General features: G+C 66.9%; 24 protein-coding genes. 8 read left to right on the top strand and 16 right to left on the bottom strand.

Annotated features, from left to right (window positions below):
- Window positions 1–25: 25 nt before the first annotated feature.
- Window positions 26–1,957 carry a methyl-accepting chemotaxis protein gene (locus BM113_RS07905; protein ID WP_089786857.1) on the top strand — a complete coding sequence of 644 codons (1,932 nt, stop codon included), beginning with the start codon at window positions 26–28 and terminating at the stop codon, window positions 1,955–1,957.
- A 74-nt stretch (window positions 1,958–2,031) separates the two neighbouring features.
- On the opposite strand, the gene BM113_RS07900 is transcribed toward BM113_RS07905, so the two are convergent.
- The 5 genes from BM113_RS07900 to BM113_RS07880 all read right to left on the bottom strand — a co-directional run bounded on the left by BM113_RS07900 (window position 2,032) and on the right by BM113_RS07880 (window position 7,042).
- Window positions 2,032–2,223 (bottom strand): DUF7333 family protein, encoded by a 192-nt coding sequence (locus tag BM113_RS07900; protein ID WP_089786855.1) that lies wholly within the window; start codon window positions 2,221–2,223, stop codon window positions 2,032–2,034.
- 64 nt (window positions 2,224–2,287) lie between these two features.
- A complete protein-coding gene (locus BM113_RS07895; protein ID WP_089786853.1) occupies window positions 2,288–3,058 on the bottom strand; it encodes a hypothetical protein in 771 nt (256 codons plus the stop codon).
- Between the two features lie 108 nt (window positions 3,059–3,166).
- Complete coding sequence (locus BM113_RS07890) at window positions 3,167–4,006, bottom strand: aldo/keto reductase (RefSeq protein ID WP_089786852.1); 840 nt, start codon at window positions 4,004–4,006, stop codon at window positions 3,167–3,169.
- Window positions 4,007–4,072: 66 nt separating this feature from the next.
- Entirely contained in the window at window positions 4,073–5,593 is a 1,521-nt protein-coding gene (locus BM113_RS07885) for an amidase (RefSeq protein ID WP_089786850.1), read from the bottom strand.
- 72 nt (window positions 5,594–5,665) lie between these two features.
- On the bottom strand, window positions 5,666–7,042 hold the full coding sequence (locus BM113_RS07880) for a geranylgeranyl reductase family protein (RefSeq protein ID WP_089786849.1): 1,377 nt from the start codon (window positions 7,040–7,042) through the stop codon (window positions 5,666–5,668).
- Between the two features lie 221 nt (window positions 7,043–7,263).
- Between BM113_RS07880 and BM113_RS07875 the strand changes: the two genes are divergently transcribed.
- Together BM113_RS07875 and BM113_RS07870 are read left to right on the top strand one after the other, a co-directional pair.
- Window positions 7,264–8,172, top strand: a complete 909-nt coding sequence (locus BM113_RS07875; protein WP_089786847.1) for an RsmB/NOP family class I SAM-dependent RNA methyltransferase — start codon at window positions 7,264–7,266, stop codon at window positions 8,170–8,172.
- On the top strand, window positions 8,169–8,747 hold the full coding sequence (locus BM113_RS07870; RefSeq protein ID WP_089786845.1) for a DUF7122 family protein: 579 nt from the start codon (window positions 8,169–8,171) through the stop codon (window positions 8,745–8,747). Before BM113_RS07875 ends, BM113_RS07870 begins: the two co-directional genes overlap by 4 nt.
- 4 nt (window positions 8,748–8,751) lie before the next feature.
- Here the strand turns inward: BM113_RS07870 and BM113_RS07865 are convergent, their stop codons facing one another.
- From BM113_RS07865 to BM113_RS07850, 4 genes are all read right to left on the bottom strand, one after another.
- Window positions 8,752–9,684 (bottom strand): VOC family protein, encoded by a 933-nt coding sequence (locus BM113_RS07865; RefSeq protein ID WP_089786843.1) that lies wholly within the window; start codon window positions 9,682–9,684, stop codon window positions 8,752–8,754.
- A gap of 58 nt (window positions 9,685–9,742) precedes the next feature.
- Window positions 9,743–10,006 carry a glutathione S-transferase N-terminal domain-containing protein gene (locus tag BM113_RS07860; RefSeq protein WP_089786841.1) on the bottom strand — a complete coding sequence of 88 codons (264 nt, stop codon included), beginning with the start codon at window positions 10,004–10,006 and terminating at the stop codon, window positions 9,743–9,745.
- An 82-nt stretch (window positions 10,007–10,088) separates the two neighbouring features.
- The gene (locus tag BM113_RS07855) at window positions 10,089–11,615 is read right to left on the bottom strand and encodes a DUF790 family protein (protein WP_089786839.1); all 1,527 of its coding nucleotides are present in this window, start codon (window positions 11,613–11,615) and stop codon (window positions 10,089–10,091) included.
- A gap of 111 nt (window positions 11,616–11,726) precedes the next feature.
- The gene (locus tag BM113_RS07850) at window positions 11,727–12,083 is read right to left on the bottom strand and encodes a DUF555 domain-containing protein (RefSeq protein WP_007142818.1); all 357 of its coding nucleotides are present in this window, start codon (window positions 12,081–12,083) and stop codon (window positions 11,727–11,729) included.
- Window positions 12,084–12,419: 336 nt separating this feature from the next.
- Between BM113_RS07850 and BM113_RS22270 the strand changes: the two genes are divergently transcribed.
- From BM113_RS22270 to BM113_RS07835, 4 genes are all read left to right on the top strand, one after another.
- The gene (locus tag BM113_RS22270; protein WP_177209130.1) at window positions 12,420–12,587 is read left to right on the top strand and encodes a hypothetical protein; all 168 of its coding nucleotides are present in this window, start codon (window positions 12,420–12,422) and stop codon (window positions 12,585–12,587) included.
- 295 nt (window positions 12,588–12,882) lie between these two features.
- Window positions 12,883–13,614, top strand: a complete 732-nt coding sequence (psmB, locus tag BM113_RS07845) for an archaeal proteasome endopeptidase complex subunit beta (protein WP_089786837.1) — start codon at window positions 12,883–12,885, stop codon at window positions 13,612–13,614.
- Between the two features lie 661 nt (window positions 13,615–14,275).
- Window positions 14,276–15,979, top strand: a complete 1,704-nt coding sequence (locus BM113_RS07840) for an acetate--CoA ligase (RefSeq protein ID WP_089786836.1) — start codon at window positions 14,276–14,278, stop codon at window positions 15,977–15,979.
- Window positions 15,980–16,077: 98 nt separating this feature from the next.
- A complete protein-coding gene (locus BM113_RS07835; protein ID WP_089786834.1) occupies window positions 16,078–16,824 on the top strand; it encodes a DUF4013 domain-containing protein in 747 nt (248 codons plus the stop codon).
- 15 nt (window positions 16,825–16,839) lie between these two features.
- Here the strand turns inward: BM113_RS07835 and BM113_RS07830 are convergent, their stop codons facing one another.
- The 5 genes from BM113_RS07830 to BM113_RS07810 form a co-directional block, all read right to left on the bottom strand.
- On the bottom strand, window positions 16,840–17,991 hold the full coding sequence (locus BM113_RS07830; protein ID WP_089786832.1) for an ABC transporter ATP-binding protein: 1,152 nt from the start codon (window positions 17,989–17,991) through the stop codon (window positions 16,840–16,842).
- 10 nt (window positions 17,992–18,001) lie between these two features.
- Window positions 18,002–18,895: a carbohydrate ABC transporter permease gene (locus tag BM113_RS07825; RefSeq protein WP_089786830.1), complete on the bottom strand. Its 894-nt coding sequence runs from the start codon at window positions 18,893–18,895 to the stop codon at window positions 18,002–18,004.
- On the bottom strand, window positions 18,895–19,872 hold the full coding sequence (locus BM113_RS07820) for a carbohydrate ABC transporter permease (protein ID WP_089786828.1): 978 nt from the start codon (window positions 19,870–19,872) through the stop codon (window positions 18,895–18,897). The genes BM113_RS07825 and BM113_RS07820 overlap by 1 nt, the downstream gene beginning before the upstream one ends.
- Before the next feature lie 42 nt (window positions 19,873–19,914).
- Window positions 19,915–21,240, bottom strand: coding sequence for an ABC transporter substrate-binding protein (locus BM113_RS07815; protein ID WP_089786827.1), 1,326 nt, complete (start codon window positions 21,238–21,240; stop codon window positions 19,915–19,917).
- Window positions 21,241–21,430: 190 nt separating this feature from the next.
- Window positions 21,431–22,546, bottom strand: a complete 1,116-nt coding sequence (locus BM113_RS07810; protein ID WP_089786825.1) for a Gfo/Idh/MocA family protein — start codon at window positions 22,544–22,546, stop codon at window positions 21,431–21,433.
- Window positions 22,547–22,834: 288 nt separating this feature from the next.
- On the opposite strand from BM113_RS07810, the gene BM113_RS07805 reads away from it, so the two are divergent.
- Window positions 22,835–23,569, top strand: a complete 735-nt coding sequence (locus BM113_RS07805; protein ID WP_089786824.1) for a ThuA domain-containing protein — start codon at window positions 22,835–22,837, stop codon at window positions 23,567–23,569.
- 97 nt (window positions 23,570–23,666) lie between these two features.
- Here BM113_RS07805 and BM113_RS07800 read toward each other — a convergent pair whose 3' ends face one another.
- Together BM113_RS07800 and BM113_RS07795 are read right to left on the bottom strand one after the other, a co-directional pair.
- Window positions 23,667–24,950: a TIGR00341 family protein gene (locus BM113_RS07800; protein WP_089786822.1), complete on the bottom strand. Its 1,284-nt coding sequence runs from the start codon at window positions 24,948–24,950 to the stop codon at window positions 23,667–23,669.
- Between the two features lie 75 nt (window positions 24,951–25,025).
- Complete coding sequence (locus BM113_RS07795; RefSeq protein WP_007142830.1) at window positions 25,026–25,877, bottom strand: eIF2B alpha/beta/delta subunit family protein; 852 nt, start codon at window positions 25,875–25,877, stop codon at window positions 25,026–25,028.
- Window positions 25,878–26,166 lie beyond the last annotated feature (289 nt).

The following is a 26,166-nucleotide window of genomic DNA, read 5'->3' as shown; positions in this document are numbered from 1 at the left end:
ATATCGATCCGTGTGATTCCCTGGTATGGCTGAACGAATCGCCGACACGCGGATCGATAGCGCGAGGCGAGCAGTAGGGTACGGCGGGGATGCAAAGCGGCAGTTCGATGCAGTCGCGCCGGATGGAGAACCGGAACTCGAGATCGGAACCGACGACGTCGAGTCGGCGTACTCGAGTTCGATCGGGGCGGACGCGGCCGCCGACCAGGCCGCGCTCCTCTCGTCGGTGCTCGAGTCCGAGGCGGGGGCCGATCGCGAACGGCAGGTCGCCGACGTCGTCGGGGCGCAGGCGAGTCAGGGGGCCTCGCCCTCGGAATTCGTCGCCAGCTACGGGGCGGTCGTCGACGACCTCGTCGACGAGGCGTTCGACGCGCTCGAGGCGGGCGCCTCGCCGTCGGAGGCACGCGAGGCGCTCCGTGCCGGGCTCCGGGCGACGCTGGTCGATCTGCAGGTGGCGGCCGACGCGTTCGCCGACGAGGGCGTCGAAAGCGAGGTTCCGCTCGCGGACGTCTTCGAGGCGATCCCCTACCCGGCGTTTCTCATCGCCGACGATCACACCGTACTGGCGTACAACGACCCCCTCAATCGCCTGCTCGGGCTGGACGAGGGCCACCGGGAGTTTCTCGGGGAGGACAACCGGGAGACCATCGCTGCGGCCACGTACACCGACGGCCGTCGCCACCGGAGCCTCGTCGACAAGGTGGCCGAGAACCCGCGCGACGCGGAAGACCACTGGGACGTCGAGCGCGTCGACGAGGAGTACGGCTACGCCGACCGGATCGTCTACGAGGACACGAGCGTCACCAAGGACAAGCAGGGCCGGGAGACGCACATCTCGTTTCTCGCAATGGCGCTGTTCGACGAGGACGGCGACCTCGAGGCCGTCCTGGAACTCGTCGAGGACCGCAGCGAGGAGATCCTCCACGAGCGGGCCGTCACGGAACTGATCGGCGAGGTGACCGACACGCTCGGACGGATCGGCGAGGGCGACCTCTCGGCCCGCGCGACCTTCGAGGACGAGCACGACGTCGTCAATCCGGCGCTGCTGGAGCTGACTGACGACGTCAATGAGATGGCCGAAAACTTCCAGTCACTGGTCGAACGCGTCGACGACCGCACGCGGGATCTCGAGGGGTCGATCGAGCGCGCCGCCGAGTCGGCGTACCGCATCGACGAGCAGGTCGCCGACCAGAACGACTCCCTGGAGGCGGTCGCAGACGAGATCAGCGACTTCTCGGCGACGATGGAGGAGGTCGCCGCCTCCTCCGACGGGGTCGTCGAGGCGGCCGAGGACGCACTCGAGGAGGCCGACAGCGGCGTCGAGGCCGGCGAGGATGCCCGCGAGGTGACCGACGAACTGGTCGAAACCAGCGAGGACCTGTTCGAGACCGTCGAGCAACTCGACGAGTACATGGAGGAGATCGACGCCGTCGTCGAACTGATCGACGACATCGCCGACCAGACCAACCTGCTGGCGATCAACGCCAACATCGAGGCGGCCAAGGCCGACGAGACGGGCGCGAGCTTCGCCGTCGTGGCCAACGAGGTGAAGAACCTCGCCACGGAGACCCAAGATTACACCGAGGAGATCGCAGACCAGATCCAGCTCGTCCGCGAACAGGCCGACGAGACGGTCGACGGGGTCGAAACCGCCCGCGAGCGGATCGAGGACGTCGACGCCGAGATCGAGAACGCCCTCGAGTCGTTCCGGGAAATCTCCAGACAGGCCGAGTCCGCCGCGACCGGCATCGAGGAGGTCGCCGACGCCAACGACGACCAGGCGACGACCGTCGAGGAGGTCGCGGCCACCGTCGAGGACCTCCGCTCGAGTTCGGACGCCGTGCGGGAAACGACCCAGGAGATCGTCGACGAGACGGAACAACAGGAGGCTGCGGTCGAGGAACTCGCGGAGAACGTTCGGAAACTCTCGAACTCGAGCGGCGATCGAGAAGCGTAGTCGATCGGCGTCTCGGACTCGAACACGCAGTTCACGCGCTCGAGGACGGTCAGGGGTCGATTCTACCGGCTTTCTCAGTTCGTTGCGCGGTACTCGCCGTGTTTGACACCGAGTGCGAGCATGACGAGGCCGAAGACGGCCATCGACGGCGTGACCATCATCAGGATGGTTTCGGTGGTCATCATCGGTGCCCCGATCAGACCGAGGGTGCCGAGCGCAACGATCGCGACAAAGACGCCTGCGGTGGTCTTCAGGTCGAAGTCCATACGCAAGGTTAGGAGTAGCTTCCCTTATGTTTCCCGAAACCGGGGGCCGGTTCGTCGGCGTGTCCTACTCGGAGGGACGAACCAGGTTCGCCAGCGCGACGACGATTCCGAGGAACCAACCCAGCGGGAACGAGATGCCGACCCACATCCCCGCGTAGGCTGCGCCCTCGAGTTCGAAGTTCGCCCAGAGGAACTCGTTGATCCCGCCGATCGACAGCGGGTTCTCGAGCAGCCAGACGGCGAAGGCGTAGCTTGGCTCGAGGACGTGCGGTTCCAGGGCCGGCGTCACCAGGGCGGCGACGACCGGCGGCAGGAACAGCGAGGTCATCGCGAAGGGATAGGCAAGGAGGACGGTGAGCCACCGGCCGCCGAACTTCGCACAGGCCGCGGCGAGTGCAGTCGAGACGACTGCAACGCCGCTTGCCGCCGCGACGGCGACCACCGACGCGATCGGGATGTCGATCTGTTCCATGTAGGACATCACGCCCCAGGCGAGCGTCAGCAGCCCCCAGCCGACCAGCGCGACCACGGTCACGCCGACGATACCCAGGCGGGTTCGGGTCGAGTCGAGTTTCGCCGCGTAGTAGCGGGTGGCGAGGCCGACGACCGTCAGCGGATACAGAACGAGGAGACCGATCGTGCCGAGCGCGCTCCAGGCGTAGTAGGCGATCTTCTGTGGCAGCGTTTCCGGTTCCCATCTGCCCATGACGGAGTGGCCGCGGCCACGCTGCCTGGGAAAGACGAGTTCCATCCAGGCCCCGTGTAACCGCCGTAAGTCGGTCTTAACCGCACCGACTATCCCACCACCGCCACGGCTCCGCGTGCGGGTGGACATACCCAACCTAAAATACCGGCGTACCGTAAACTTTCCTTCTTTTTCAGCGTCGCCTACAGGTTACTCAACCGACGGTAAGACGATATTATCCGCTCCCGCCGTCGTCCGTCAGTTCCAGGGGCCGAAGTCGGGATCGACCTGTCGCTCTCGCGCGTCGATAGCGTCGATCGTCTCGACGTCCTCCTCGTCGAGTTCGAGGGCGAGTGACTCCCAGTTGTCGCGGATGTGGGCTTCCCCGGTCGCCTTCGGGATCGCGATAACGCCCTTCTCGCGCAGCCAGGCCAGGCTCACCTGGGCCTCGCTGACGCCGTGTTTCTCGGCGACCTCCCCGATTTCGGGCCGGTCGAACACCTCGCCGCGGGCCAGCGGCGAGTAGGCGACGACCTCGACGTCGTGTGCCGCACACGCTTCCCGGAGCTCCTCCTGGGGAAGCAGCGGGTGCAACTCGACCTGGTTGGCCAGGATCGGCGCGTCGAGAATCTCGGCGGCCTCCTCGAGTTGCTCGGGCAGGAAGTTGCTCACGCCGACGTTCTCGATCAGCCCCTCGTCGTACAGCTGATCGAAGGCCGCGAGGGTCTCCTCGGGGTCGTACTCCCGCGCGGGCCAGTGGACGTACAGCAGGTCGACGTAGTCGACGCCGAGTCGGTCGAGGCTCTCGCGGGCGGTCTCGAGGACGTCTTCGCCCGAGAGGTTGTCGATCCAGATCTTCGTCGCGAGGAAGACGTCCTCGCGGTCGACGTCGGCGCGTGCGATCCCCTCGCCGACGGCCTCCTCGTTGTCGTAGGCCTGGGCGGTGTCGATGTGGCGATACCCCATCTCGAGGGCCGTGCGGACGCTCTCAGTGCACGCTTCGGCATCGGTGTTCTGCCAGGTGCCGAGTCCGAGCATCGGGACGCCGCTTGCGGTCGGACAGTTCTCCAGCGAAATCTCGTCGGCGGAGTTGGTCATGTTCGAACGAAGGGAGAGGGGAGGAAAGTGGGTTTGGGTTGCGGACAGCGAGACGGTATTTCGGGATTACTCCCGTTCGTCGCCGCCCTCCCCGGCTCGGCCCTCGAATCCGTACAGCCGGTCCCACGGTCGTTCCCGCTCGAGGGCGGCACTCGCCGCGAGCACCGTTCCGTCCTCGAACCGGCGACCGACGAGCTGGATGCCGACGGGGTGGCCCCGCTCCGTCAGGCCGGCGGGTGCGGAGGCGGCCGGGTGGCCGGTCCAGTTGAACGGCCACGCGAGCGACCAGTCCCAGGCGTCGACGCCGGGGTCCTCGCGGAGGCCGACGCCGACCCGCGAGAGCGTCGGCGTCACGAGGACGTCGTACTCCCCGAGCACGTCCTGGACGGCGTCGAAGACGTCCGTCCTGACGGGTTCGGTCCGCGCGAGGTCGGCGGGACCGTACCCCTCGCCGGTCCGGATCATCTCGAGGAGGCTGTCCGGCACCTCGTCCTCGTGCTCCCGGAGGTCGATCCCGGCGGACTCCTCGAGCATCGTCGCTGCTCGAAGCATCGCGGTCGTGAACGTCGGCTCGACGGCCTCCCCCAACTCGCCCATCGAGTAACCGTGATCGACCCGCACCTCCTCGACCGTCGCGCCCGCGGCCTCGAACGCCCCGAGAGCGTCCTCGACGACGGCCCGGACGTCGTCCTCGACGGGGAACGCCTCGAGGTCGGGGCTGTAGGCGATCCGGAGCTCCGACGCCGGGCGCTCGAGGGCGGCGAACGGATCGACGTCGACGGGGACGCTTCGCGGATCGGCGGGGTCGGGACCGGCCATCATCGACAGCGCCAGCGCGGCGTCCTCGACGCTTCTGGTCAGGGACCCCTTCGTGACGTTGTGGGTCGACCGCCCGAACGCGCTCGGCCGGCCGTCGTCGGGGACCAGCCCGAACGTGGGCTTCAGGCCGTAGACGCCACAGCAGGCGGCCGGGATGCGGATCGAGCCGCCGGCGTCGCTGCCGGTCGCGATCGGGACCATCCCGGCCGCGACGGCCGCGGCCGACCCGCCCGAGGAGCCCCCGGCGTTCAGGTCGGTGTCGATCGGCGACGCCGTCGGACCGACGACGTCGTTGACGGTCGTTCCCTTGTGGCCGAACGCCGGCGTGTTCGTCTTCCCGAGGACGATCGCGCCCGCGTCCTCGAGTCGCTCGACGATCGTCGCCGTCCGGTCCGCGACGTGGTCGGCGAACAGCGCCGAACCGAACGTGTGCCGAACTCCCTCTTTCAGCCCGCCGAGGTCCTTCAGCGCGATGGGCACGCCGTGCAGCGGGCCGACGGCCTCGCCGGTCTCACGGGTCGCTTCGCTCCCCGCTCGAGGCCCCGAGGCCCTTCGTGCCTCGCCACGTTCGAGGACCCGATCGGCCGCCGCGGCGGCCTCGAGCGCCCGCTCCCCGGTGACAGTCACGAACGCGTTGATCTCGGCGTCGCGTTCGCGGATGCGCTCGAGGTGGGCGTCGACGGCCTCGGTTGCAGTGATCTCGCGTCGTCGGATCCGGTCGGCGAGTTCGGTCGCTGACAGCGCCGTGAGGGGCCTCTCGTGTGACACGGTATCGGCCCGTCGGTCCCGTGGGGTATAAGCGTCCCTGATATTTTACCGCGGCCGAAACGCCGCGCGCCGTCAGTACTTCGGCGCCGCGTCCGTGATCTCGTAGAGGCGATCCATCACGGAATCGCGTTCCGCCTGCCAGGCGTCGAACCCGTCGGGACTCGAGGGGTAGCTGTCGTAGACGTCCTTGAGCGAGGTGGCGGTCCGCTGGACCCTGTACAGTTCGTAGATCACGTCCCAGTGGCCGACCGTCCGGAGCAGGGTCTTGAGTTTGAGCCCCAGGTCCATCTCGGCGGTCCCGGTTTTGCCGATCGCGTCGATCAGTTGCTGGCCGGGGATGGCGGTGACGACGGAGACCAGTTCCTCGAGGTCGTGGGCGGTCCCGAAGATGTTGTAACAGTCCATCGCGGCGAACCGTTTCCCGAAGCCGGTCTGGACGCGCTCGTTGTACGGCCACAGGGCGGCCTCGCTCACGTCGCCGTCGGCGATGGCTTCCGCGGCGACCTCGGCGGCCCAGTGGCCGGCCTCCGCCGCGCCCGGGATGCCGCCGCCGGTACAGGGGTTGACGTGGGCTGCGGCGTCGCCGACCGCGACGAATCCGGGATGGACGGCAGAGTCGAGGGGACGGCGCGTCGGCAGTGCCGCGCCGAGTTTGTCCGTCACCGTCGCGTCGGCAAACTCCGCGCGGTTCGTCAGGTCCGCCCGCAGCGCGTCGACGAGGTGCATCGGCTCCTCGCTCATCTGGAACCCCAGCCCGGCGTTGATCTCCGTCGCCGAGCGCGGGAAATACCACAGGTATCCGAGCTCTTCGGTCGGCTTGAACACGAGCGCGTCCGACCAGTCGACTGGCTCTGGCACCTCGAGTACCTCCCGGTAGGCCGAACAGAACTGCGAGTAGTCGATGTTAGTATCGAACGTCGAACCCGTCAGGTCGGCCCGATCCTGCAGCACCGACAGCGCGCCCGCGGCGTCGACGACGACCTCGGCCTCGTACTCGATCGGGTCGCCGTCACGGACGGCGACGACGCCCTCGACGCGCTCGTCGGGCTGGATCACGTCGTTGACCACGGTCTCGTAGTGGATCTCCGCGCCGGCGCGCTCGGTCTCGTCGAGCAGAACCCGGCCGTACTGCCATCGGTCGACGACGGCCCCTGACTCGCCGAAGGGGATCTCGAGGGTCTCGCCCGTCTGCGGGTTCTCGAAGATGCCGCGGGTGATCGAGCGGTTCGTGAACGACTCCTCCTTGAGTCGTTCGCGGTCGATCACGTCCGGGAAGGTACTCTTTCCCTTGATACCGTCCCCGCAGGCGATGTGGCCGGCTTCCGCCTCGGTTTTCCGCTCGAGGAGGACGACGTCGAGTCCGTCACGGGCCGCGGTCGCCGCCGCGAAACAGCCGGCGGTTCCGCCGCCGACGACCACGACGTCTCGAGCGTCCGTCTCCGTAGTCATTTCTCGTCGGCCGGAACGAAACGAGGAATAAAAAATTCGTTGGAAGTGTTTTTGATGGCGATCGGACGACGAAATCGATGCTGGAGGGCAATACGCCGTCGTTCCGTCGCCGACAACCGATACGGAGTCCCGGCAATCCTCGAGTCGGTCCCGTTTCGCGGCCGACGCCGCGGCGCGAGCCTTCGAAACCCACAAGCGCCGTCCCCGCGAACCGCCACCCGATGGAGCCACTCGAGCGGTATCGACCGATCGTCGACGACTTCGAGGCGTTTCTGGCGGCCTGTCGGCGGCCGCTTGGAACCGCCGTCCGCGTCAATACCATCAAGACCTCGGTCGAGCGAGCGACCGCCACCCTCGAGGAGGACGGCGTCGAGTTCGATCAGGCCGACTGGAACCCGCGGGTGTTGCGCCTCGAGACGGATTCGCCGGGGGCAACCTGGGCCTCGTTCCACGGCTTCACCCACGGCCAGGAGGAAGTCTCGGCCGTCCCGCCGGTCGTCCTCGATCCCCAACCCGGCGAGCGCGTCTGGGACGCCTGCGCCGCCCCTGGCGGGAAGGCGACCCAGATCGCGGCGCTGATGGACGACGAGGGGACCGTGGTCGCCAACGACAGCAACCTGGGACGGATTTCGGCGCTCCGATTTAACGCCGAACGGCTGGGAGCGACGAACCTCGCCGTGACCAACGCCGACGCGCGCAACTACTCGCTCTCGCCGTTCTCGTTCGACGAGTTCGACCGCGCGCTGGTCGATGCGCCCTGTTCCTGCGAGGGGACGATCCGGAAGAACCCCGACGCCCTCGAGAACTGGTCGGAGGACCACATCGCCTCCGTCTCGGGCATCCAGAAGGGCATCCTCCGACGGGCCGTCCAGGCCACGACGGCGGGCGGCACCGTCGTCTACTCGACGTGTACCTTCGCCCCCGAGGAGAACGAGGCGGTCGTCCAGCACGTCCTCGAGGAGGAGGACTGTCGCGTCCTCGAGTTCGACCTCGGTCTCGAGCACGCGCCCGGACTCACCGAGTGGGACGGCCAGGAGTTCGACGAGAGCCTCGAGCGGGCGGCCAGGATCTACCCGCACCACAACGACACGGGCGGGTTCTTCGTGGCGAAACTGGAGGTGACAGCATGAGCGACGGACCCGACGAACTCGAGAAAAACGACGGCCAGCGGTTCGATCGACTCCCCGAAACGCCCGCCGATCGCACCGTCGAGGGCCGGGTCAGCCGCGAGGAGGTCCTCGAGTACTTCGCGGACCGGTTCGCGATCCCGCCGGAGACCTTCGACGGGCACACGTTCTGGGAGAAGGGCGCGGGCAAGATCTGGATCTACGGCGGCGAGGCACCGACGCCGGTCGAGATCGAGGCGATGGGGATGACCTGCCTGCGGACCCGCCAGGAACACTGGAAGCCGACCACGGACTTCGCCCAGCGGTTCGGCCGCCACGCCGAGGCGTGCGTGATCGAACTCGACCGCGAGCGCGCCCGGCGGTTCGCCGCCGGCGAGGACCAGGAACTCGAGTGGGACGGCGACTGGGGGTACCTGATCGCGGCCCACGAGGTCGGGGTCGAAGTCGGGGCGGAGGACGAACGGAGTGGCGACGGTGAACCCGTCGACCGGGACGCCCTCGAGCCGCTCGGGATCGGCCTGTACGTCCACGGGGAGTTGCGGTCGATGGTGCCGAAGGGGCGCCAGCGAGACCTCTAGCCGACTACGTCGACAGCGCCGGCAGCGACGCCTCGATCCCCGCCCGCCGGTCCTCGAGCCACTCCGGGAGGACCAGACGTTCGCCGAGGGCCTCGAGGTCCTCGTCGACGGTGTAGCCCGGTTCTTCGGTCGCGAACTCGAAGAGGACGTTCTCGTACTCGCGGACGTAGATCGACTCGAACCACTTCCGGTCGATGACCTCCGTCGGACGCAGTCCGCGGTCGATCAGGAACTCCCGCCACGCCCCCTGGTCCTCGCGGTCGATCCGGTAGGCGACGTGGTGGACGGTGCCCGCTCCCGGGAGGCCCCGGGGAGCCTGTGGCTTCGCCAGGACGTCGACGACGTACCCCAGGTCGCCGTTGGCCTCGTAGCGCAGTCGGGTCCCGTCCGCCGAACGGTCAGTCTGCCGGTAGCCCATTCCCGTGAGCAGGTCCGCCGTCGGTTCGGTGCCGGTCAGCGACAGCGTCACGCCGAAGAAACCCCGGATCGCGTGGGCGTGCGCGACGGGGCTCTCCGGCAGATTCGGTTCGGGGGCGTCGGGACGGGCGACCAGTTCCAGCGGGAGGCCGTCCGGATCGCTGAACGGGAGGACGTCGTCCCCGAACCGGTCGACGACCTCCCCGGGCTCCGCGCCGGCCTCCTCGAGGCGCTCGCGCCAGTACTCGAGCGACCCCGCAGGGACGAGAAACGAGACGGCCGCGACCTGTCCCGTCCCGACCCGGCCGGAGCCCGCCTCGGGATAGGGGAAGAGGGTCATGCTCGTTCCGGGCCGGCCCTCGTGGTCGGCGTAGAAGAGGTGATAGACGTCCGTGTCGTCCTGGTTGACGCTTCGCTTGACGAGCCGCAGGCCGAGGGTTTCGGCGTAGAAGTCGTGTATCCGCTGGGGATCGCTCGCGACGGCCGTAACGTGGTGGATGCCGGGCGTGGATGCGTCCATAGTGGCCGTACGCGCTCGAGCGGGATAACGTCCGAGCACCCGCCCTACTGCTGAACCGCTACGCGTAGTGGTCCTCGAGGTAGTCGACGATCGCCTCGCTCTCGTAGCGCGTTTCCTCGCGGGCGGTATCGACGAGGAACGGGATCGAGTCCTCGCCGCCGATCGCAGTCAGTTCGGCGTGGGCCTGCCCGTTGAGCACGTCCCCGCCCTCGTCCCCCGTCAGTCGCGGGTTGTGGACGACGTAGGAGACGCCGAGTTCGGTGAGTTTCTCGCGCACCTCGGTGCTGTGCGGGCAGCCCTCGGCCTGGTAGAGCTCGAGCATCGGGCACCGTACATCGCGGGCGGCCCTAAGCGTTCGACAGGCAGGCGAAGACATCGGCCCCAGTAGACGGAATCGCCCGCACTCACCGCTCGCGGACCGTGCCGCCGCCGAGCCCCTCCCACTCGACCCGGTAGCCGAGATGCGAGAGGACGGCACTCGAGTCGCCGATCCCTCGTTCGGTGAGCAACGACTCGACGGCCGCGAGGTCCGTTCCGGGTTCGATCTCCGCGTCGACCTCCTCGAGCACGGCGGGCCGGACCAGCGTCCGGCCGACCCGCTCGTGTTCGGGGAACGCCGCCTCCTCGAGGGCGTCCGCGCTCACGCCGTGACGGTCGGCGAGTTCCTCGAGGCCGACGGCGTCGTCCTCGGGGATCAGTTCCTCGGGGAGTCGGGCCGCGCTCTCGGCGACGAGGTCCCGCTCGTACTCCCGGAGGGCGTCGACGACGTCCTTGACCCGCACCGACCCCGAGTACGGGATCGCCCGGTGGTCCCGCGCGGCGATCTCCTCGCCGACGCCGAGCGACTCGTCGACGGCCACGAGCATGTCGACGTCCTCGAGGTCCTCGAGCTGCCCCAGCTTCTTCTCGACGTACTCGGGCGTCCAGAACCCCATGATCTCGAAGTAGACGCGAAACTCCCCGTGGGAATACTCGAAGGCGAAGTCGGGGATCATGACCCGCGTTCCGGCCGCGAGCGGTTCGGGTTCGCGGACGAGTTCCCAGTCGAGGTCCAGGTCCTCGAACCGGGCCGCGAAGTCGGCCTCGACGCCGCTGTCGAAGCTGACGTCGGTGACGGGATCGGCGTCGGGGACGTCGACGGGGTCCTCGTGGGAGAGCGAAAGCGTCCGTTCCGTGCCGCGGTCGTCGATCGTCGCCTCGAGGTGCCACGCCTCGGCGCTCGCGACCGTTCGCAGGAGCCGCGCGAACCGCGTCCCGTAGCGCCGCGTCGAGCGGAAGAGCCGCGTAGGGCCGGTGACGACGAGTTCGCGGTCGCTGGCCGCGTCGTTTCCCTTCGACGAGTCGTCCCGCCGGATCTCGTACATGAGCCGGAGCCGCTTGATCGCCGACACCAGCGCCTTCGGATCGCTCGAGCGCACCCGGAGCTCGGTCGCGTCGAACAGCGCGGTCTGGGCCAGCGAGAGGTTGTACTGTGCGAGCAGGCCGTCCGGGTCCCAGCGCGGCTCGACCGCGGTCAGGACCTGTCGCTCCTCGAGGTCGGCGTAGAGGGATCGCTCGAGGTCGTCGGCCGAGACGGGAAGGGACTCGCCGGCGCGGACGAGCGCCATCGCCCGTTCCTCCTCGCTGACGACGCCGACGGCCTCCGCGGCCTCGAACGCCGCGCGCCGCGCGCGTTCGGGTTCGATCGGCGCGTCGGTCTCGAACGTCGTCTCGCGCTCGACGAGGGCCGCGAGCCCGCGGACCAGCTTGTAGTCGTCGCTCTCGCGCTCGAGGTCGGTCAGCGCGTCCTCGAGGTCGCCCCGGGGTTCCCCGACGTGGCCCTGAAATGTGCCGATGACGCGGGCCGCGAGGGGCCGGTCCGACCGCTCGGCGAACCCCGGGTGGTAGCCGCCGCCGGCCCGCGAGACGCGGAGGAACTCCTTGCGCAGCATCCCCTGACACTCGAGGCGGCATCGTCAAAAGTCGTCCGCAGTGGTCCGGGCCGTGGGTCGTTGACCGCCGGCGACCCTGGAGGGCGTGACGAACGCCCGTCAGTCGAGCCGTTACGCGTCCTCGTCCGGCGATTCGATGACCTCGACGACGGTCAGCGGAACGTCACGCAGTGCCCCACCGACCTCGCTTTTGGCGATACGGGAGGCGTGTTCCTCGCCGTCGGCGTTGAACACCTCCATCTCGAGTGCGAGCCCCACCAGGGCAGTGTCGGCCGCGATGAACGCGGAGTCGAACGGTTCGCCACAGGCGGGACAGCCCGTCGCGCCGACCTCGACCTCGACGTAGTCCATGTCCTCCTGGTTGAGTCGTTTCCCGGCCTCGCTGACGGCGACGCCGATCGCGTCGTCGATCTCTTCGACGTCACGAACGAGCCATGCAGCTTCCATCGCGACGAGATAGTTGCCCATATACGGTGGTCGTTCCGGGGGGTTTCCTGCTTTGCGGTTCGGACTCGTCACGAGGCGACGCGAACGCTCCCCGATCGAGACGGCGGGACAGGGCTCGTCTCCGCGGGCCAGGTGCGCACGTGAGTCCGATTATGCTCATAAGTTACGAGAATTCCTCCCGTCGATTCCCGCCTGGATAGTCGGATTTCGGCTCCGGTCCGACTCGAGTTGCTGCTAGCGCAACTCGAGTTGAATCGCACGACGGCGTCGACCCGTTCTTACATTAACAACCATTATAGAAACAGTGTTTCAAGAAAGCTTATATACTGCCCTCGTCTGAGCCACGGCTGAACGCTGATGATATCCCGCGTGTACCGCGCAACCCTGTTCGCACTGTACCAGCTGTGTATCGTGGTCGGCATCCTGGCGATGCCGCTCGCGGTGGCCGCCCGACAGGCCGGGGTAACGCTGCCGATCCACCAGGTCCTCGGAAACGTCGAGGACGCCTACGAAGCCGCCCAGTAACCATGGACTGATACCGCGATCCGAGCTTTTCGACGGTCACGACACCGACAAGCGACGCGTCTCGGGCGACGAGCGATAGCCGACGGCCGACGACCGAACCGTCCCGGCTCTCGAGGGTCGACCCCCTCGAGAGCCGACGCATAACCCCTCTAGCCGTCCTGTCGTCGGATGTCGTGAGGGAAAGCGGTCGACGCACCGACGCCGAGGGGTGTTCGTCTGCGGTTCGGCCGTGAAAGCGGAAACGCCGGTGGTGACCGCCGGGGTTTTATATCTTCCCGGCCGTATCCTTCGAGCAATGCGTACGCCCACACACGACTCGGACTTCTCTCGGACGGTCGACCAGCTGGCCGACAGCTCGAACCCGTACGAGCCCGAAGTCGGCTCGATGCCCCGCAACGACCTGACCCAGGCCGATCTCGACAACGTCAACAAGACGGGAACGACGACCATCGGCATCACGACCGAGGACGGCGTCGTCATCGCGACGGACATGCGCGCCAGCCTCGGCGGCCGATTCGTCTCGAACAAGAACGTCCAGAAGGTCGAACAGATCCACCCGACCGGTGCCCTGACGCTCGTCGGCAGCGTCGGCGGTGCCCAGTCGTTCATCTCGACGCTGCGCGCCGAGGTCAACCTCTACGAGTCCCGCCGCGGCGAGGACATGAGCATCGAGGCGCTGGCCAACCTGGCAGGTAACTTCGCCCGCGGCGGCCCGTTCTTCGCCATCCACCCGATCCTGGGCGGCGTCGACGACGAGGGCAGCCACGTCTTCAGCATCGACCCCGCCGGCGGCGTCATGGAGGACGACTACACCGTCACCGGTTCCGGGATGCAACTGGCCTACGGTCACCTCGAGCAGTCCTACGAGGACGACCTCTCGAACGACGAGGCGACGACGATCGCCGCCCGCTCGATCAAGTCCGCCGCCGAGCGCGACACGGGATCGGGTAACGGGGTCTTCCTCTGTGAAATCACCGACGAGGGCGTCGACATCCACGGGCACCACGACTTCGACGAAGTCGTCTAAACAAAAAGCAGCGCGAGTTTCCCGCCCTTCCGAAAACCTGCGGTTTTCGGCTTTCGCAAATCTTCGATTTGCGTCAACACCGCGGGCGGGGGTGAAGCACGTCCGCTCGGCTGCGTCCCCGTTTTTAACTATCGGGATGCCATACTGTTAGCTGGAACCCACGTTATCGGCCTCGCAAAACCCGCGCACCCACTTCAGGATAAGACGCGGTGTCGTCCGAAAGACGGAGTCTTTCGTGATCACGAAAATCGGAGATTTTCGAACGACGCCGGGCCTGTGTCGCGCCCTCGTGAAGGGGCGGACGCCCACGGATACACCCGCCACGGCTGCAACAGACGCCCTCTGTTGCGGTGGCACTCCCAGTGTGTTCGGGTGTTACTGGTTCCACGCGAGTCTCTCCAGAGACGAGCGCGGGCGGAATTAAATCCGCCATCGGTCGTTCCGCTGGCCTCGTGCCAGAGACCACGGCGAAGCCACGGGCCACCGCGCCCGTGGTACTTCATCGCGGCCTTCCACGTTTTCGCCGTCGACCGTTCTTCGACAGCGTCGCGACCGATCCCGATCCGATTCTCGCCGCCGATTCCCGGAACTGATCCGCCTCCGCTGTCCTCGAGATCGAGGCGGGATAACAGTTATATCGGTCATTGTTGTCGCCGAACATATGCCGGACGAATACAACCTCGAGGAGTACGAGTCGACCTACGAATCGTTCGACTGGGAGGATATCTACGCCGAGGCCGACTGGGACGCGCCCGAGTCGATCAACGTCGCACACGAGGTCTGTGATCGCCACGCCGCTGGCGGGGACCGCGTCGCGCTCCGCCAGGTCGGCGTCGACGGCGAGTCCCGGACCCTGACCTTCGAGGCGCTTTCCGAACGATCGAACCGGTTCGCGAACGTCCTCGAGGACCTCGGCATCGAGCGCAGCGAACGCGTGTTCACGTACTTGCCCCGAATCCCGGAACACTACGTCGCCCTGATCGGGACGCTCAAGCGGGGTGCCGTCTTCGGCGGGATCAACGAGCGGTTCGGCCCCGACGGCATCTCCTACCGGCTCGCGGACTGCGACGCGTCGGCCGTGGTGACGACGAGCGGAAACCGCGACACCGTCGCCGAGGCGCTCGAGGACGCGCCGTCGGTCGAGCACGTGATCGTCGTCGACCGCGGGGACGGGGACGACGACGGGGACGGGAACAGGGACCTCGCGGACAACGACCTCGAGTTCGACGCGGCGCTTGCGGACGCTGCGCCGACCTACGAGACGGCACAAACGAGCGGCGATGACAACGCACTGCTGTACTACACGAGCGGGACGACCGGTCCGGCGAAGGGCGTCCTCCACGAACACCGCTGGGTGACGGGCGTGGCGGCGACCCAGCGGTTCGCCGCCGACCTCCGGGACGACGACCTCTACTGGTCGACGGGCGATCTGGGCTGGCTGACCGGACCGATCAACATCCTCGGCGCGTGGTTCTGGGGCACCTCGCTTTTCACCTACGAAGGCGAGTTCGACCCCGAGGAGTGGGCCGAGCTACTGGACGAGTACCCGATCACCGTGCTGTTCAGCGTGCCGACCGCCTACCGGATGCTCCGGGAGAAGGAGGAGGTCCTCGAGGGGGTCGACCTCGACCTTCGTCACGCCCTCTCGATCGGCGAGCCGCTCTCCGCCGGCGTCGTCGAGTGGGGCGAGGAGACCCTCGGCGTGACGATCCACGACACCTACGGGCAGACCGAGACGGGGAACATGATCATCAACAACTACCCCGCCATGGAGGTCCGGCCCGGCAGCATGGGCAAGCCCCTGCCCGGCGTCACCGCCGACATCGTCGACCCCGAGACGGGTGAACCGCTCGAGCCCGGGGAGACCGGCGAGATCGCCCAGCGGGGGGACTACCCCTGTTTCTTCGCGGGCTACTGGGAGAAGCCCGAGAAGACCGAGGAGTGTTTCGTCGACGGCTGGTACCTCTCGGGCGACCTCGCGCACAAGGACGAGGACGGCTACTTCTGGTTCGAGGGACGGGCCGACGACATCATCATCTCCTCGGGCTACCGGATCGGCCCGTTCGAGGTCGAGAGTTCGCTCGGCGAACACACGGCCGTCGCGGAGGCGGCGGTCGTCCCGAAGCCGGACCGCAAGCGCGGAACCATCGTCAAGGCCTTCGTCGTGCCCAGCGAGACCGCCGAGCCGTCCGCGGACCTCGCGGAGGACATCAAGACCCACGTCCGCGAAGAACTGTCCGCCCACGAGTACCCCCGCGAGATCGAGTTCCGCGAGGAGTTACCCAAGACGGTGACCGGAAAGATCCGGCGCACGGAACTGCGGGACGAGGCCACCGAGGAGGCGGACGCCGGCGAGTCGGTCTGAGAGGGCCGCTCCCGAGCCGACGGACGCCGTTCACGACGTCGTCGCCGCGTACTGAAATCGTTATACGACCCCCGTCCGAACGGGGCACACGCTCGAGAATGGTGTTCGGAATCGAGGACGGGGCCCGCTATCCCTTCCGCGGCGACCGCACTGCGGACCTGTTTGCAACGGGTGGGGTCCTCGGGATCGCAACGGCGATCCTGGTGCAGTTGACTCTCGTTACTGCCCCGTCCCCGCTGGCCGCCGTCGTCGGCTCGCTGGCCGCGGTGCCCGTCGTCGCGCTCCTGGGCTATCTCCTGCGAGTGGTCGAGCGAAGCGTCCGTGGCGGCGACGACCCACCCGGATTCCGACCGTTCGCCGAACTGGCGTGGAAGGGGTGTCGCCTCTCCGCCCTCACCGTCGTGTACGCCGTGGTCCCCGTATTAGTGGTCGCCGTCGCCGTCGCCGGGTTGCGTCGACTGCCCGTCGCCTCGGCCGACGAGATCGGGTTCGTGGGCGCGCTCTCGCTGTTCGGAATCTCGACGGCCGTCCTCCTGGTCGTCCTGTCGTTCGCTTACGTCTACCCCGCGGCGGTCGGTCGGCTCGCCGCGGGCGGCAGCCTCCGCGAGGCCCTGGGACTCCGTTCGTATCGGTCGGTGATCGGCCACGGGAGTTACTTCATCGCCTGGACCGTCGCGGCGCTGTTCCTCGCACCCGGCTGGATCGTGCTCCCGACCGCGCTCTCGAGCGCGACGCCGGTCGGCGTGGCGGCCGTCTTCGCGGCCTTCTACGTCCACGTCGTGGCGGCGCGGCTGGTAGGCCGCGGGTATCGACTGGCGGCGGACGTCGACGGCGAAGAGAAGTAGCGACGGGCGTGGGGGCTACAACTGCGGCTCGGTCGCCGTCTCGGACTCGAGTCGCCGGTTTCGAAGCGCCCGACCCGTGCGCCGGTCGAAGACGTGGATGGCGTCCTCGGGGACGTGGGCGACGACGCGTTCACCCTCCTCGACGCGCTCGAGGCCGTCGATCGTCGCGACGAACGTCTCCGAGCCGTCACCCTCCTCGAACGTCAGGTAGACGTTATTCTCGTTGCCCATCGGCTCGACGACGTCGACGACGGTTTCGTAGCGGTGGTCGTCGTCGGCGTCCCCGCCGATCGAGATGTCTTCAGGGCGGATGCCCAGCACGAGCGCTTCGGTTCCGTCGAGAGCCGACTGCGTCTCCGCGGAGAGGGCGTAGTCGAAGTCGTCGTGGACGAGGCGCTCGTCCGCGGTGTCGAGGGAGACGTCGAAGAAGTTCATCGAGGGTTCGCCGATGAAGCCCGCGACGAACAGGTTCTCGGGCTCGTGGTAACACTCGAGGGGCGTGCCGACCTGCTGGAGTTGGCCATCGTCCAGGATGGCGATCTTGTCGGCCATCGTCATCGCCTCGGTCTGGTCGTGGGTGACGTAGATCGTCGCCACGTCGAGTTCCTCCTGGAGCCGCTGGAGTTCAGTCCGCATCTGGGCACGGAGCTTCGCGTCCAGGTTCGAAAGCGGCTCGTCCAGCAGGAACACTTCCGGATCGCGGACGATCGCACGGCCGAGCGCGACGCGCTGTTGCTGGCCGCCCGAGAGGTCGTCCGGTTTCCGGTCCAGCAACTCGTCGATGCCGAGCATCTCGGCCGCCTCCGCGACGACCGACGCGATCTCGTCGTCGGGCATGTCGGTCGACTCCTCGAGGCCGAACGACATGTTCTCGCGCACGGTCATGTGGGGGTACAGCGCGTACGACTGGAACACCATCGCGATGTCCCGCTCTTTCGGCTGTCGGTCGTTGATCACCCTGTCGTCGAGGCGGATCTCGCCGGACGAGACCGTCTCGAGGCCCGCGACCATCCGCAGCGTCGTCGACTTCCCACAGCCCGAGGGGCCGACGAGGACCAGAAACTCCCCGTCGTCGATCTCGAGGCTGACGTCGTCGACGGCGGTGATCTCGTTGCCGTCGTTCTCTACGAAGACTTTGCTTACGTCGTCGAGTGTGAGGTCTGCCATTGTTTGGTAGTTAGAGCGTCTGCCCCTTGGCGAACTGTTCCCCGAACATGATGTACACCAGGATCGTCGGCAACGCCGCGATGAACGCCCCGGCCATCTGGACGCCGTAGTCCGTCGCCATCGACCCCTGGAGCGCGTTCAACTCGAGGGTGACGACGTAGTTCGCCCGGTTGCTGAGCAACACCAGCGCGAACAGGAAGTCGTTCCAGACCTGCGTGAACTGGTAGATCAGCGTGACGGCGAACATCGGCAGCGACAGCGGCAGGACGATCTTCCGGTAGATCCGGGCGAGGCTCGCCCCGTCGAGGCGGGCGGCCTCGATGAGTTCGTCGTCGAGCGTCTGGTAGTACGACCGGAACAGGATCGTACAGATCGGGATCCCGTAGGCGATGTGCGTGATCGTCAGTTCGACGAGTTCGCCCCGCTCGTGGAGACTCGAAATGTCGACGATCGACCAGAACTGCCGCAGCGGGACCAGTACCGCCTGGTACGGGATGAACACCGCGGCAAGGAACAGCGCGAGCAGGAACGCCTGGCCGCGCCAGTCGACTTTCGTCAGTCCGTAGGCCGTCAGGCTCCCCAGCAGCGCCGACAACACCGTGGCGGGAATCACCATCGCGAAGCTGTTGATCATCGAGAACGCCAGTTCGCTCCCGGCGGTGAGCCACGGGTCGATCGTGAACCCCTCGAGGTGCGGGACCGGCAACAGTTCGATCGGCGGCTGCAGCGGCGAGGTCTGGGTGAACGCCTGCTGGGTCTTGAACGACGTCGTCAGGCCGCTGTACAGCGGCGACAGGTAGAGCCCGACGAACGCGAGCAACGCCCCGTAGAGGGCGACGCGGTTGAGTGATAGATCGGACACCGTCCCAGTGAGGCCGCTTTCGTCGCTCGTTTCGGTTGCCATCAGAGTGCACCTCGTTTGTACTGCGTGTACGCGTAGGGGCCGATGATCGTCAGCGCGAGCGCGAAGAGGACGACGGCGATCGCCGCCCCGTAGGCCCACTCGCTCGCGGAGAACGCCTGGCGATACATCGTCACCGCGAGGATGTCGGCCGATCGACCGGGGTTGTCCCCGAACATGACGTAGATGAAGTCGAACGCCTTCAGCGCGAACACCATCAATACGACGGTCGCGCCGATCGTCGACGAGCGCAGTTGCGGGATGATGACCCGACGGTACAGCGTCAGCGTCGACGCGCCGTCGATCCGGGCCGCCTCGTAGTGGTCGTCCGGGATCGACCGCAACCCGGCGAGGTAGACGATCATACAGTAGCCGCTGAACTGCCAGACCAGCGCGAAGATGACCGCGGCGAGTTTGAACCGCGGATCGCCCAGCCAGTCGAACGCGAGCGCCTCGAGTCCGACGGCGGCGAGCGTGGTGTTGATCAGCCCGTCGCTGGCGTACATCCACGACCAGAAGATCGCGGTCACGACGAACGACAGCGCCATCGGCAGCAGGTAGATCGTTCGGAACGTGTTCTCGAAACGGATCTTGCGATCGACGAGCAGGGCAAGTCCCAGCCCGACGACCAGCGAGACGCTCGTGAACGCGACCAGGAGCGCGACCGTGTTACGCAGCGAGGCCCTGAAGTTCTGGTCGGCCGGCATCTGGCGATACATCTCGAGCGTGAAGTTCGTGTAATCCGGCTGTCCGAGACCGGACCAGCCGGTAAACGAAATTGCGACGTTCCAGCCGATTGCCCCGTAGACGAACAACAAAACAAGCAGCGTCGCCGGCAACCAGAACGGGATCGACTCGACGAAGTCGCTACCCCGGAGTTGCGCGAAGCGGTTCCCCTCTCGCTCCCGAGAAACTGGCTCGTCGGCCCCGTGACCGGAGCGGGGATCGAGCCGTTGTAACGAATTACGTAACGAATCCATAGATCAGGTCAGGTCGGGTCAGGTGAGGTGGCGATGCTGATCCTATTCGAAGCTGTCGACGAGTTCCTGGTAGGCCGCGTCGACGTCCCAGTTGTCGATGAAGTTGGCGAACGCGCCCTCGATGTCGGTCTGAATGCTGGGGGCGACCGCCAGTCCGTGGGCGACCGATGGCGGCTGTTCGCTCGAGCCCTCGAAGTCGGACATCTGGTCCTGCAGGAACGGAGTGAACGCGTCGTCGGGAACGTCCGTCCGCGGCGGGATCGACCCCTTCGCCGGGTTGAACCGTTCCTGTGCGTCGGCCGAGCCGGCGTACCGCAGGAACCGAACGGTCGCGTTCGGCGACGGGTTGTGCTTCGGGAAGACGAACGAGTCCATGTTCAGCGCGTACATCTCCTCGGTGCCGGGGAAGGCGACGTGGTCCCAGTCCTCGCCGTACTCGAGGTCCTCGTCGGCCTCGTATTCGCCGGCGGCCCAGTCGCCCTGGTGGAAGAAGGCGGCCTCGCCGCGGTTGATGTAGCCGCTGGCCTCGTCCCAGCTGAGCGAACTCGCGTCCTCGTTGAAGTACTCGTTGTAGTCGACGACGATCTGCAGGCTGTCGCGGATCTCGGACTCGTTGTCCTCCACGTTGCCCTCGATGAACGACTCGTAGACGTCGGCACCGTACTCGCCGAGCAGCACCTGCGCCCATAGCTGGAGCGTCGACCACGCCGACTGGGTCTGCTGTGCCATCCCGACGTAACCCGCCTCGTCGACGGTCTCCATCACATCGAGCAGCGCGCTCGGGGAGTCGATGGACTCGACGTCGACGTCCGCCTCTTCGACGACGTCGACGTTGTAGAACAGGTTGTTCAGCCGGTGGATGTTGATCGGTACGGCGACGAAGTCGCCGTGGGGTCGCGAGACGTCGACCGGGCCATCGAGATAGGCCTCACGCATGTCGTCGTCCCAGACGTGGCCCTCGATGTCGTATAGCAGGTCTTCCTCGGTGTAATCCGTCAGCGCCTGTCCGGGCCACACCTGGAAGGTACTCGGCGGATCCTGGTCGACGACGCGGTTCCGGATGTCCGCCTCGAGGGCGCTCCCTGCGCCGCCCGGGGACGGGGAGGATTCGACCTCGATCTCTGGGTACTCCTCCTCGAAGCCCTCGACGAGTGCCTGGAACGCCTCTTCCTCGCCACCCGCAGTCCACCAGTGACCGATCTCGACGGGTTCGTACTCGTCGGGATCCTCCTCGAGCAGTTCGTCCAGGTCTTCGGCTTCATCGTCACCGCCGAGACACCCGGCGAGGCCGACGACGGCTGCAGTCCCCGCTCCCTGTAGTACGGTTCGTCGCGTCCTCCCACGATTGCCAGAATTATTACGATCCATAGTGAACTTCTGTACTGGAAAAAATCGTTATGATACGTATTAATACCTTTGGTACTGATCCGCACTACCAGGTCCGGGAGCGGAACGCCGAGACACTACTCGCTGTCCGAGATCGTAAAACGATCGGAGAACGGCTGAAAACGGACGTGAAAAGTCTGACCCGGGCTAACTCGGCGGAGGCCGAATCGGTTCAGTTGATCTGTGTTCGCCGTTCGACCGCCTCGCTCGTCTCCGCGAGGCTCACGGAACCGCCAGTTTCGCTCGAGCGGTAGATCGCATCGATGACACGCTGGACGGTCAGGGCCTCGTCGACCGTGTTCGTCGTCGGCGGCGTCTCGCTGACGATGGCCTCGAGGAACTCCCGATCCTGTTTCTTGTAGCCGGTCATCGAGGCGTCGCCGGTGAGCGAGACGTCGGCGTAGTGGTCGCCGCCGGCCGTGCCGGCCTCGAGGATATCGATGTCGGTGTCGCCGATGTCGAACTGGGCTCCGGCCTCGGTGCCGCGGATCCGGAAGTCCATACTCTCCTCGCGGTTGGTCGCCCACGCGGCCTCGAGCGAGATGGTCTGGCCGGCGGTCGTTCGGATGAAGGCGCTGACGGAGTCGTCGACGTCGTAGGTCTCGGCTTCGGCGTCCCAGTTGTCGCCGAACCCCTCGGGGTCGGCGTACTCCTCCTGGGTGCCGAACGTGGTCCGCGTGACGCCCGACACCTCGGCGATCTCCGGGAAATCGAGCGTATAGAGGGCCAGATCCAGGGCGTGGACGCCGATATCCAGCAGGGCACCGCCGCCCGAGAGGTCGGAATCGGTGAACCAGGAGCCGGGGCCGGGGACGCCCCGCCGCCGGACGTAGTTGGCTTCGACGTGGGTGAGTTCGCCGAAGCGGCCGCGCGCGTGATGTTCGTCGAACATCGCCATCGACGCGGCGTGACGGTTGTGGAACCCGACCATACAGACCGCGTCGCTCCGGGCCGCCGCCTCGGCGATCCGCTCGGCGCTATCGAGCGTGTGCGCGAGGGGTTTCTCGACGAGCACGTGGCGACCGGCCTCGAGCGCGTCGACGGTGATCGGTTCGTGGAATCGGTTGGGCGTCGTGACGACGACCGCGTCGACGGCGTCGTCGACGACGAGCCCCTCGTGGGTCTCGTAGGTCTCCGCGGCGAACTCCTCCGCGAAGCGCCGTCGCTGGTCGGGCACCAGGTCCGCGCCGGCGACGACGTCCGCGCCGAGTTCCTCGAGGTGACGGGCGTGGAGGTGGCCCATCCCCCCGAGACCGACGATACCGACACCGACGCCCGTGCCGATCACCGCGAAACACCTCCTTTCGATCCGAGTCGTGGTGTCGAGTGGTCAGAAATACGTCGTTTCGATCCCGATTTCGAACGATCCCGGTTCATAGCGAAACGCGGGCAGCGATCGAAATAAGGGTTGTGACCGATTAATTACTCGGAGATCGTGACTGTCACGCGGACGTGAGCGTCGGTCGCCGATCGGCGTTCGTCGGGCGATCGGAACCGGCCGAAATCGCATGTTACGGGTCAACGGGGGGTGAGCCGACCGGCCGAACTAAGGACGTCGCCGGCCCAGACCCACGGGATGACCACCGTTACGATCTGGAACGAGTACCGCCACGAGCGCGAGGAGGACGAGGCCGCGGCGGTGTACCCCGACGGGATTCACGAGACGATCGCCGACGCGCTCGCCGACGGACAGCCGGCGGACTCGACTCTCGAGATCCGAACCGCGACACTGGACGAGCCGGATCACGGCCTCCCGCCGTCGGTCCTCGAGGAGACGGACGTCCTGCTGTGGTGGGGTCACGAGGCCCACGACGAGGTCGCGGACGAGGTCGTCGACCGTGTCCAGGAACGGGTGCTCGAGGGGATGGGGCTGATCGTCCTCCACTCGGGGCACTTCTCGAAGCCGTTCAAGCGGCTCATGGGGACGACGTGTAACCTCCAGTGGCGCGAGGACGGCGGCACCGAGCGGCTCTGGGTCGTCGACCCCGGCCACCCGATCGCCGAGGGGATCGACGAGTACATCGAACTGCCCGAAACCGAGATGTACGGCGAGCCGTTCGACGTTCCCGAACCCGATCGGCTCGTGTTCTCGAGTTGGTTCGAGGGCGGCGAGGTGTTCCGCAGCGGCTGTTGCTACCGGCGGGGCAACGGTCGGATCTTCTACTTCCGACCGGGTCACGAGACGTACCCGATCTACGAGAACGAGGAGGTGCGCCGGGTCCTTCGCAACGCCGTCGACTGGGCTGGGCCGACCGACGGGGAAGAAGGGACCGGCCGGACGTTCGGCAACCGCGAGCGGGACCTGGACTGATACGGACTGCTGTAAGTCATTACCGGCGCAACCGCGACCGTCCTGCGGTTGCACCGGTAAACAGTTACAGCAATCCGTATGACGCCAGGACCGACCGTCACCCGCTTCGCTGCGTATCGACCAGTTCCACGGTGACCTCGAGATCGGTCCCGGTGGCCTCTTCCAGTCGTTCCCTGACGCGGTCGGCGAAGTCCGCGGATTCGGCCTCACCGGCCGGCCGTTCGACGAGGACGGTCACCGACGGGGGGTCGTCCCTGTAGACGTCGATGAGTTCGTAATCGACGCCGATCTCCTGGAACCGGAACGCCTCGAACGCCGGATCGTCGCTCATCGACTCGAGTTCGGTCCGGACCTCGTGTTCGACCGCGGCGGTCTGGTAGGTGCCGTAGGTGACGCCGCCGAGGACGAGCGAGAGGACGGCGATCGCGGCCAGCAACACGACGACGCGCGATCGGAGGCGGTCGTAGACGCGGTCGATCCGTTCGGTCCGTTCCGGACGGTAGCCGACGCCCCACAGCAACAGGAGCGCGGTGAGGTTGATCGAGAGCAAGTTGACGAGGACGAGGGTCCCGGCAGTCACGACGACCGTCGGGTGCCACCAGGCGATTCCCAGCCCGACCGTCGCGGCCGGTGGAACGAGCGCGACCGCGATGGCGACACCGACGAGCACCGATCCGACGTTCCGAACGAGGCTAACGACGCCCGCAACCCCGGAGCCGAGTGCGAGAAACAGTGCGATCACGTTCGGCGTGATCCGCTCTCGTATCTGGGGCACCGCGGTGATGTCGAACCCGGGCGGGAGCAACACGGTTCCCCGGAGCAGCCAGCCGAGGACGGCGGCCGTCGCGACCGTCGCCGCCAGCCCGGCGACCTGCAGGACGACCCCGCGGGCCGCGAGTTCCTCGTCGTCGACGACGACGCCGACGCTGGCGGCCAGCGCCGGTCCCATCAGCGGCGCGACGACCATCGCGCCGATGATCGTGGCCGCGGAGTCGAGCAACAGCCCGGCCGTCGCGATGATCGTGCTCACAACTAGCAGGACGAAGTACGTCGACGCGGCCGGCGCGAGTTCCCGCGCTCGAGCCTCGAGTTCCTCGCGGGAAATCCTGGTTCCGGTGCCGTCGTCGATCTCGGGCATCCGCTCGGAGATGATCGTCTCCGCGGCGGTGACGACGGTGTAAGACGATTCCGGGAGCCCGGCGGTGCGAAACGCCGCCAGGAGCGGTTCGACGGCGTCTGGGGGGACGGGGATCGAGACGAGCGCCTCGAACTCGCCGTAACTCGCCGCTTCGGAGACGGCGTAGTCGACGCCGGCTTCGTCGGCCGTCTCGAGGACGACCTCGAGCTTTCCCCGCGGAACGAACACCTGGACGAGACGCATACTTCCCGTACGACGGAAAGCAAGGAAAAGCGTCCCTAGGCGGTGAAGAACGTCCAGTAGCGACGAACGAGGCGATCAGAACCGTTGTCGCCCCTCGTCGGTCACCACGCTCTCGAGCAAGTCGACCGGCGTCGCGTCGTAGGCCGGATTCTCCACGTCGAACCCCTCCGCGGGTTCGGGCATCACCTCGGTGCCGGAGCGGAACTCGGTCTCGAAGACGAACCCCTCGCTGACGATCTTCGAGGCCGACCCCACTACGGTGACGGGAACGTCGACCTGTGCCGCGCTCGCGGCGATGGGGAAGGTCCCGACCCGGTTGTAGAGGGTGTCCTCGACGATGCAGTCCATCCCGACGAGCACGCGGTCGCACTCGGCGAGGTAGTGGCCGTGGGCGCTGTCGGTGATGAGCGTGGGGTCGACGCCCTCGAGATCCGCGAGCGTGCGGGCGGTTTTCCGACCGATGTAGCGGGGTCGGGCCTCGGTGACGTAGACGTCGAAGGTCTTGCCCGCGTCGGTCGCCAACTCGAGGGCCTCGATGACCGTCGAGGAGTAGTCGTGGGTCAACAACGTCGCGCCGTCCTCGAGGAGGTCGACGGCGTTTTCGGCGGCCAGGCGCTTGCCGGACTCGACCCGCGAGACGACGGCGTCGATGCGGTCCCGGGTAAGCTCCTTCGCCTCGTCGACGCTGTCGGGGTCGGCCTCGGCGACGTCCTCGACGACGTCACGGACGGCGTTTTGTAGCGACGCGTGGGAGGGGTTGGCTCGCCGGAGCACGGAGCCGTTGCGCTCGAGGGCGCGGACGTACTCGTCGACGGTGGCGAACTCCCGCTCGGTCAGCTCCTCTAAGGCGCGGGTCGCGTTGACGGCGACCACCGAGGAGCTGTGGGTCTGCATCTCCTGGATCTCCTCGACCGTCTCGTCGATCATACCTGAATCGATTCCCGTCAGGGAGAAAGGTGTTCCGGGAGTTGTCAGCGGCTCGAACCCCACCCTCGCTGGAAGCAACAGTATCCGTTAGGCTTTGTCCGTAGTCTTCGTGAGGCCGTACTCTAACTCCAACCTTCCGTCGGCCATACCGTCCACCCCACCGGACTTCGCGGAAAGTTGGTCCAGTGCCTACGACGCTGTTTGACGGTGAGTGAGGTGCTATTTTTGTTGGCGGTATGCTGACGTTGCCAATAGTGACGCCGAAATGGAAGAGATCAGCGGTTTCTTC

It is taken from the genome of Natronobacterium haloterrestre (assembly GCF_900112205.1).
Taxonomy (GTDB): domain Archaea; phylum Halobacteriota; class Halobacteria; order Halobacteriales; family Natrialbaceae; genus Natronobacterium; species Natronobacterium haloterrestre.
This window is presented reverse-complemented; position numbering and strand designations above follow the sequence as displayed.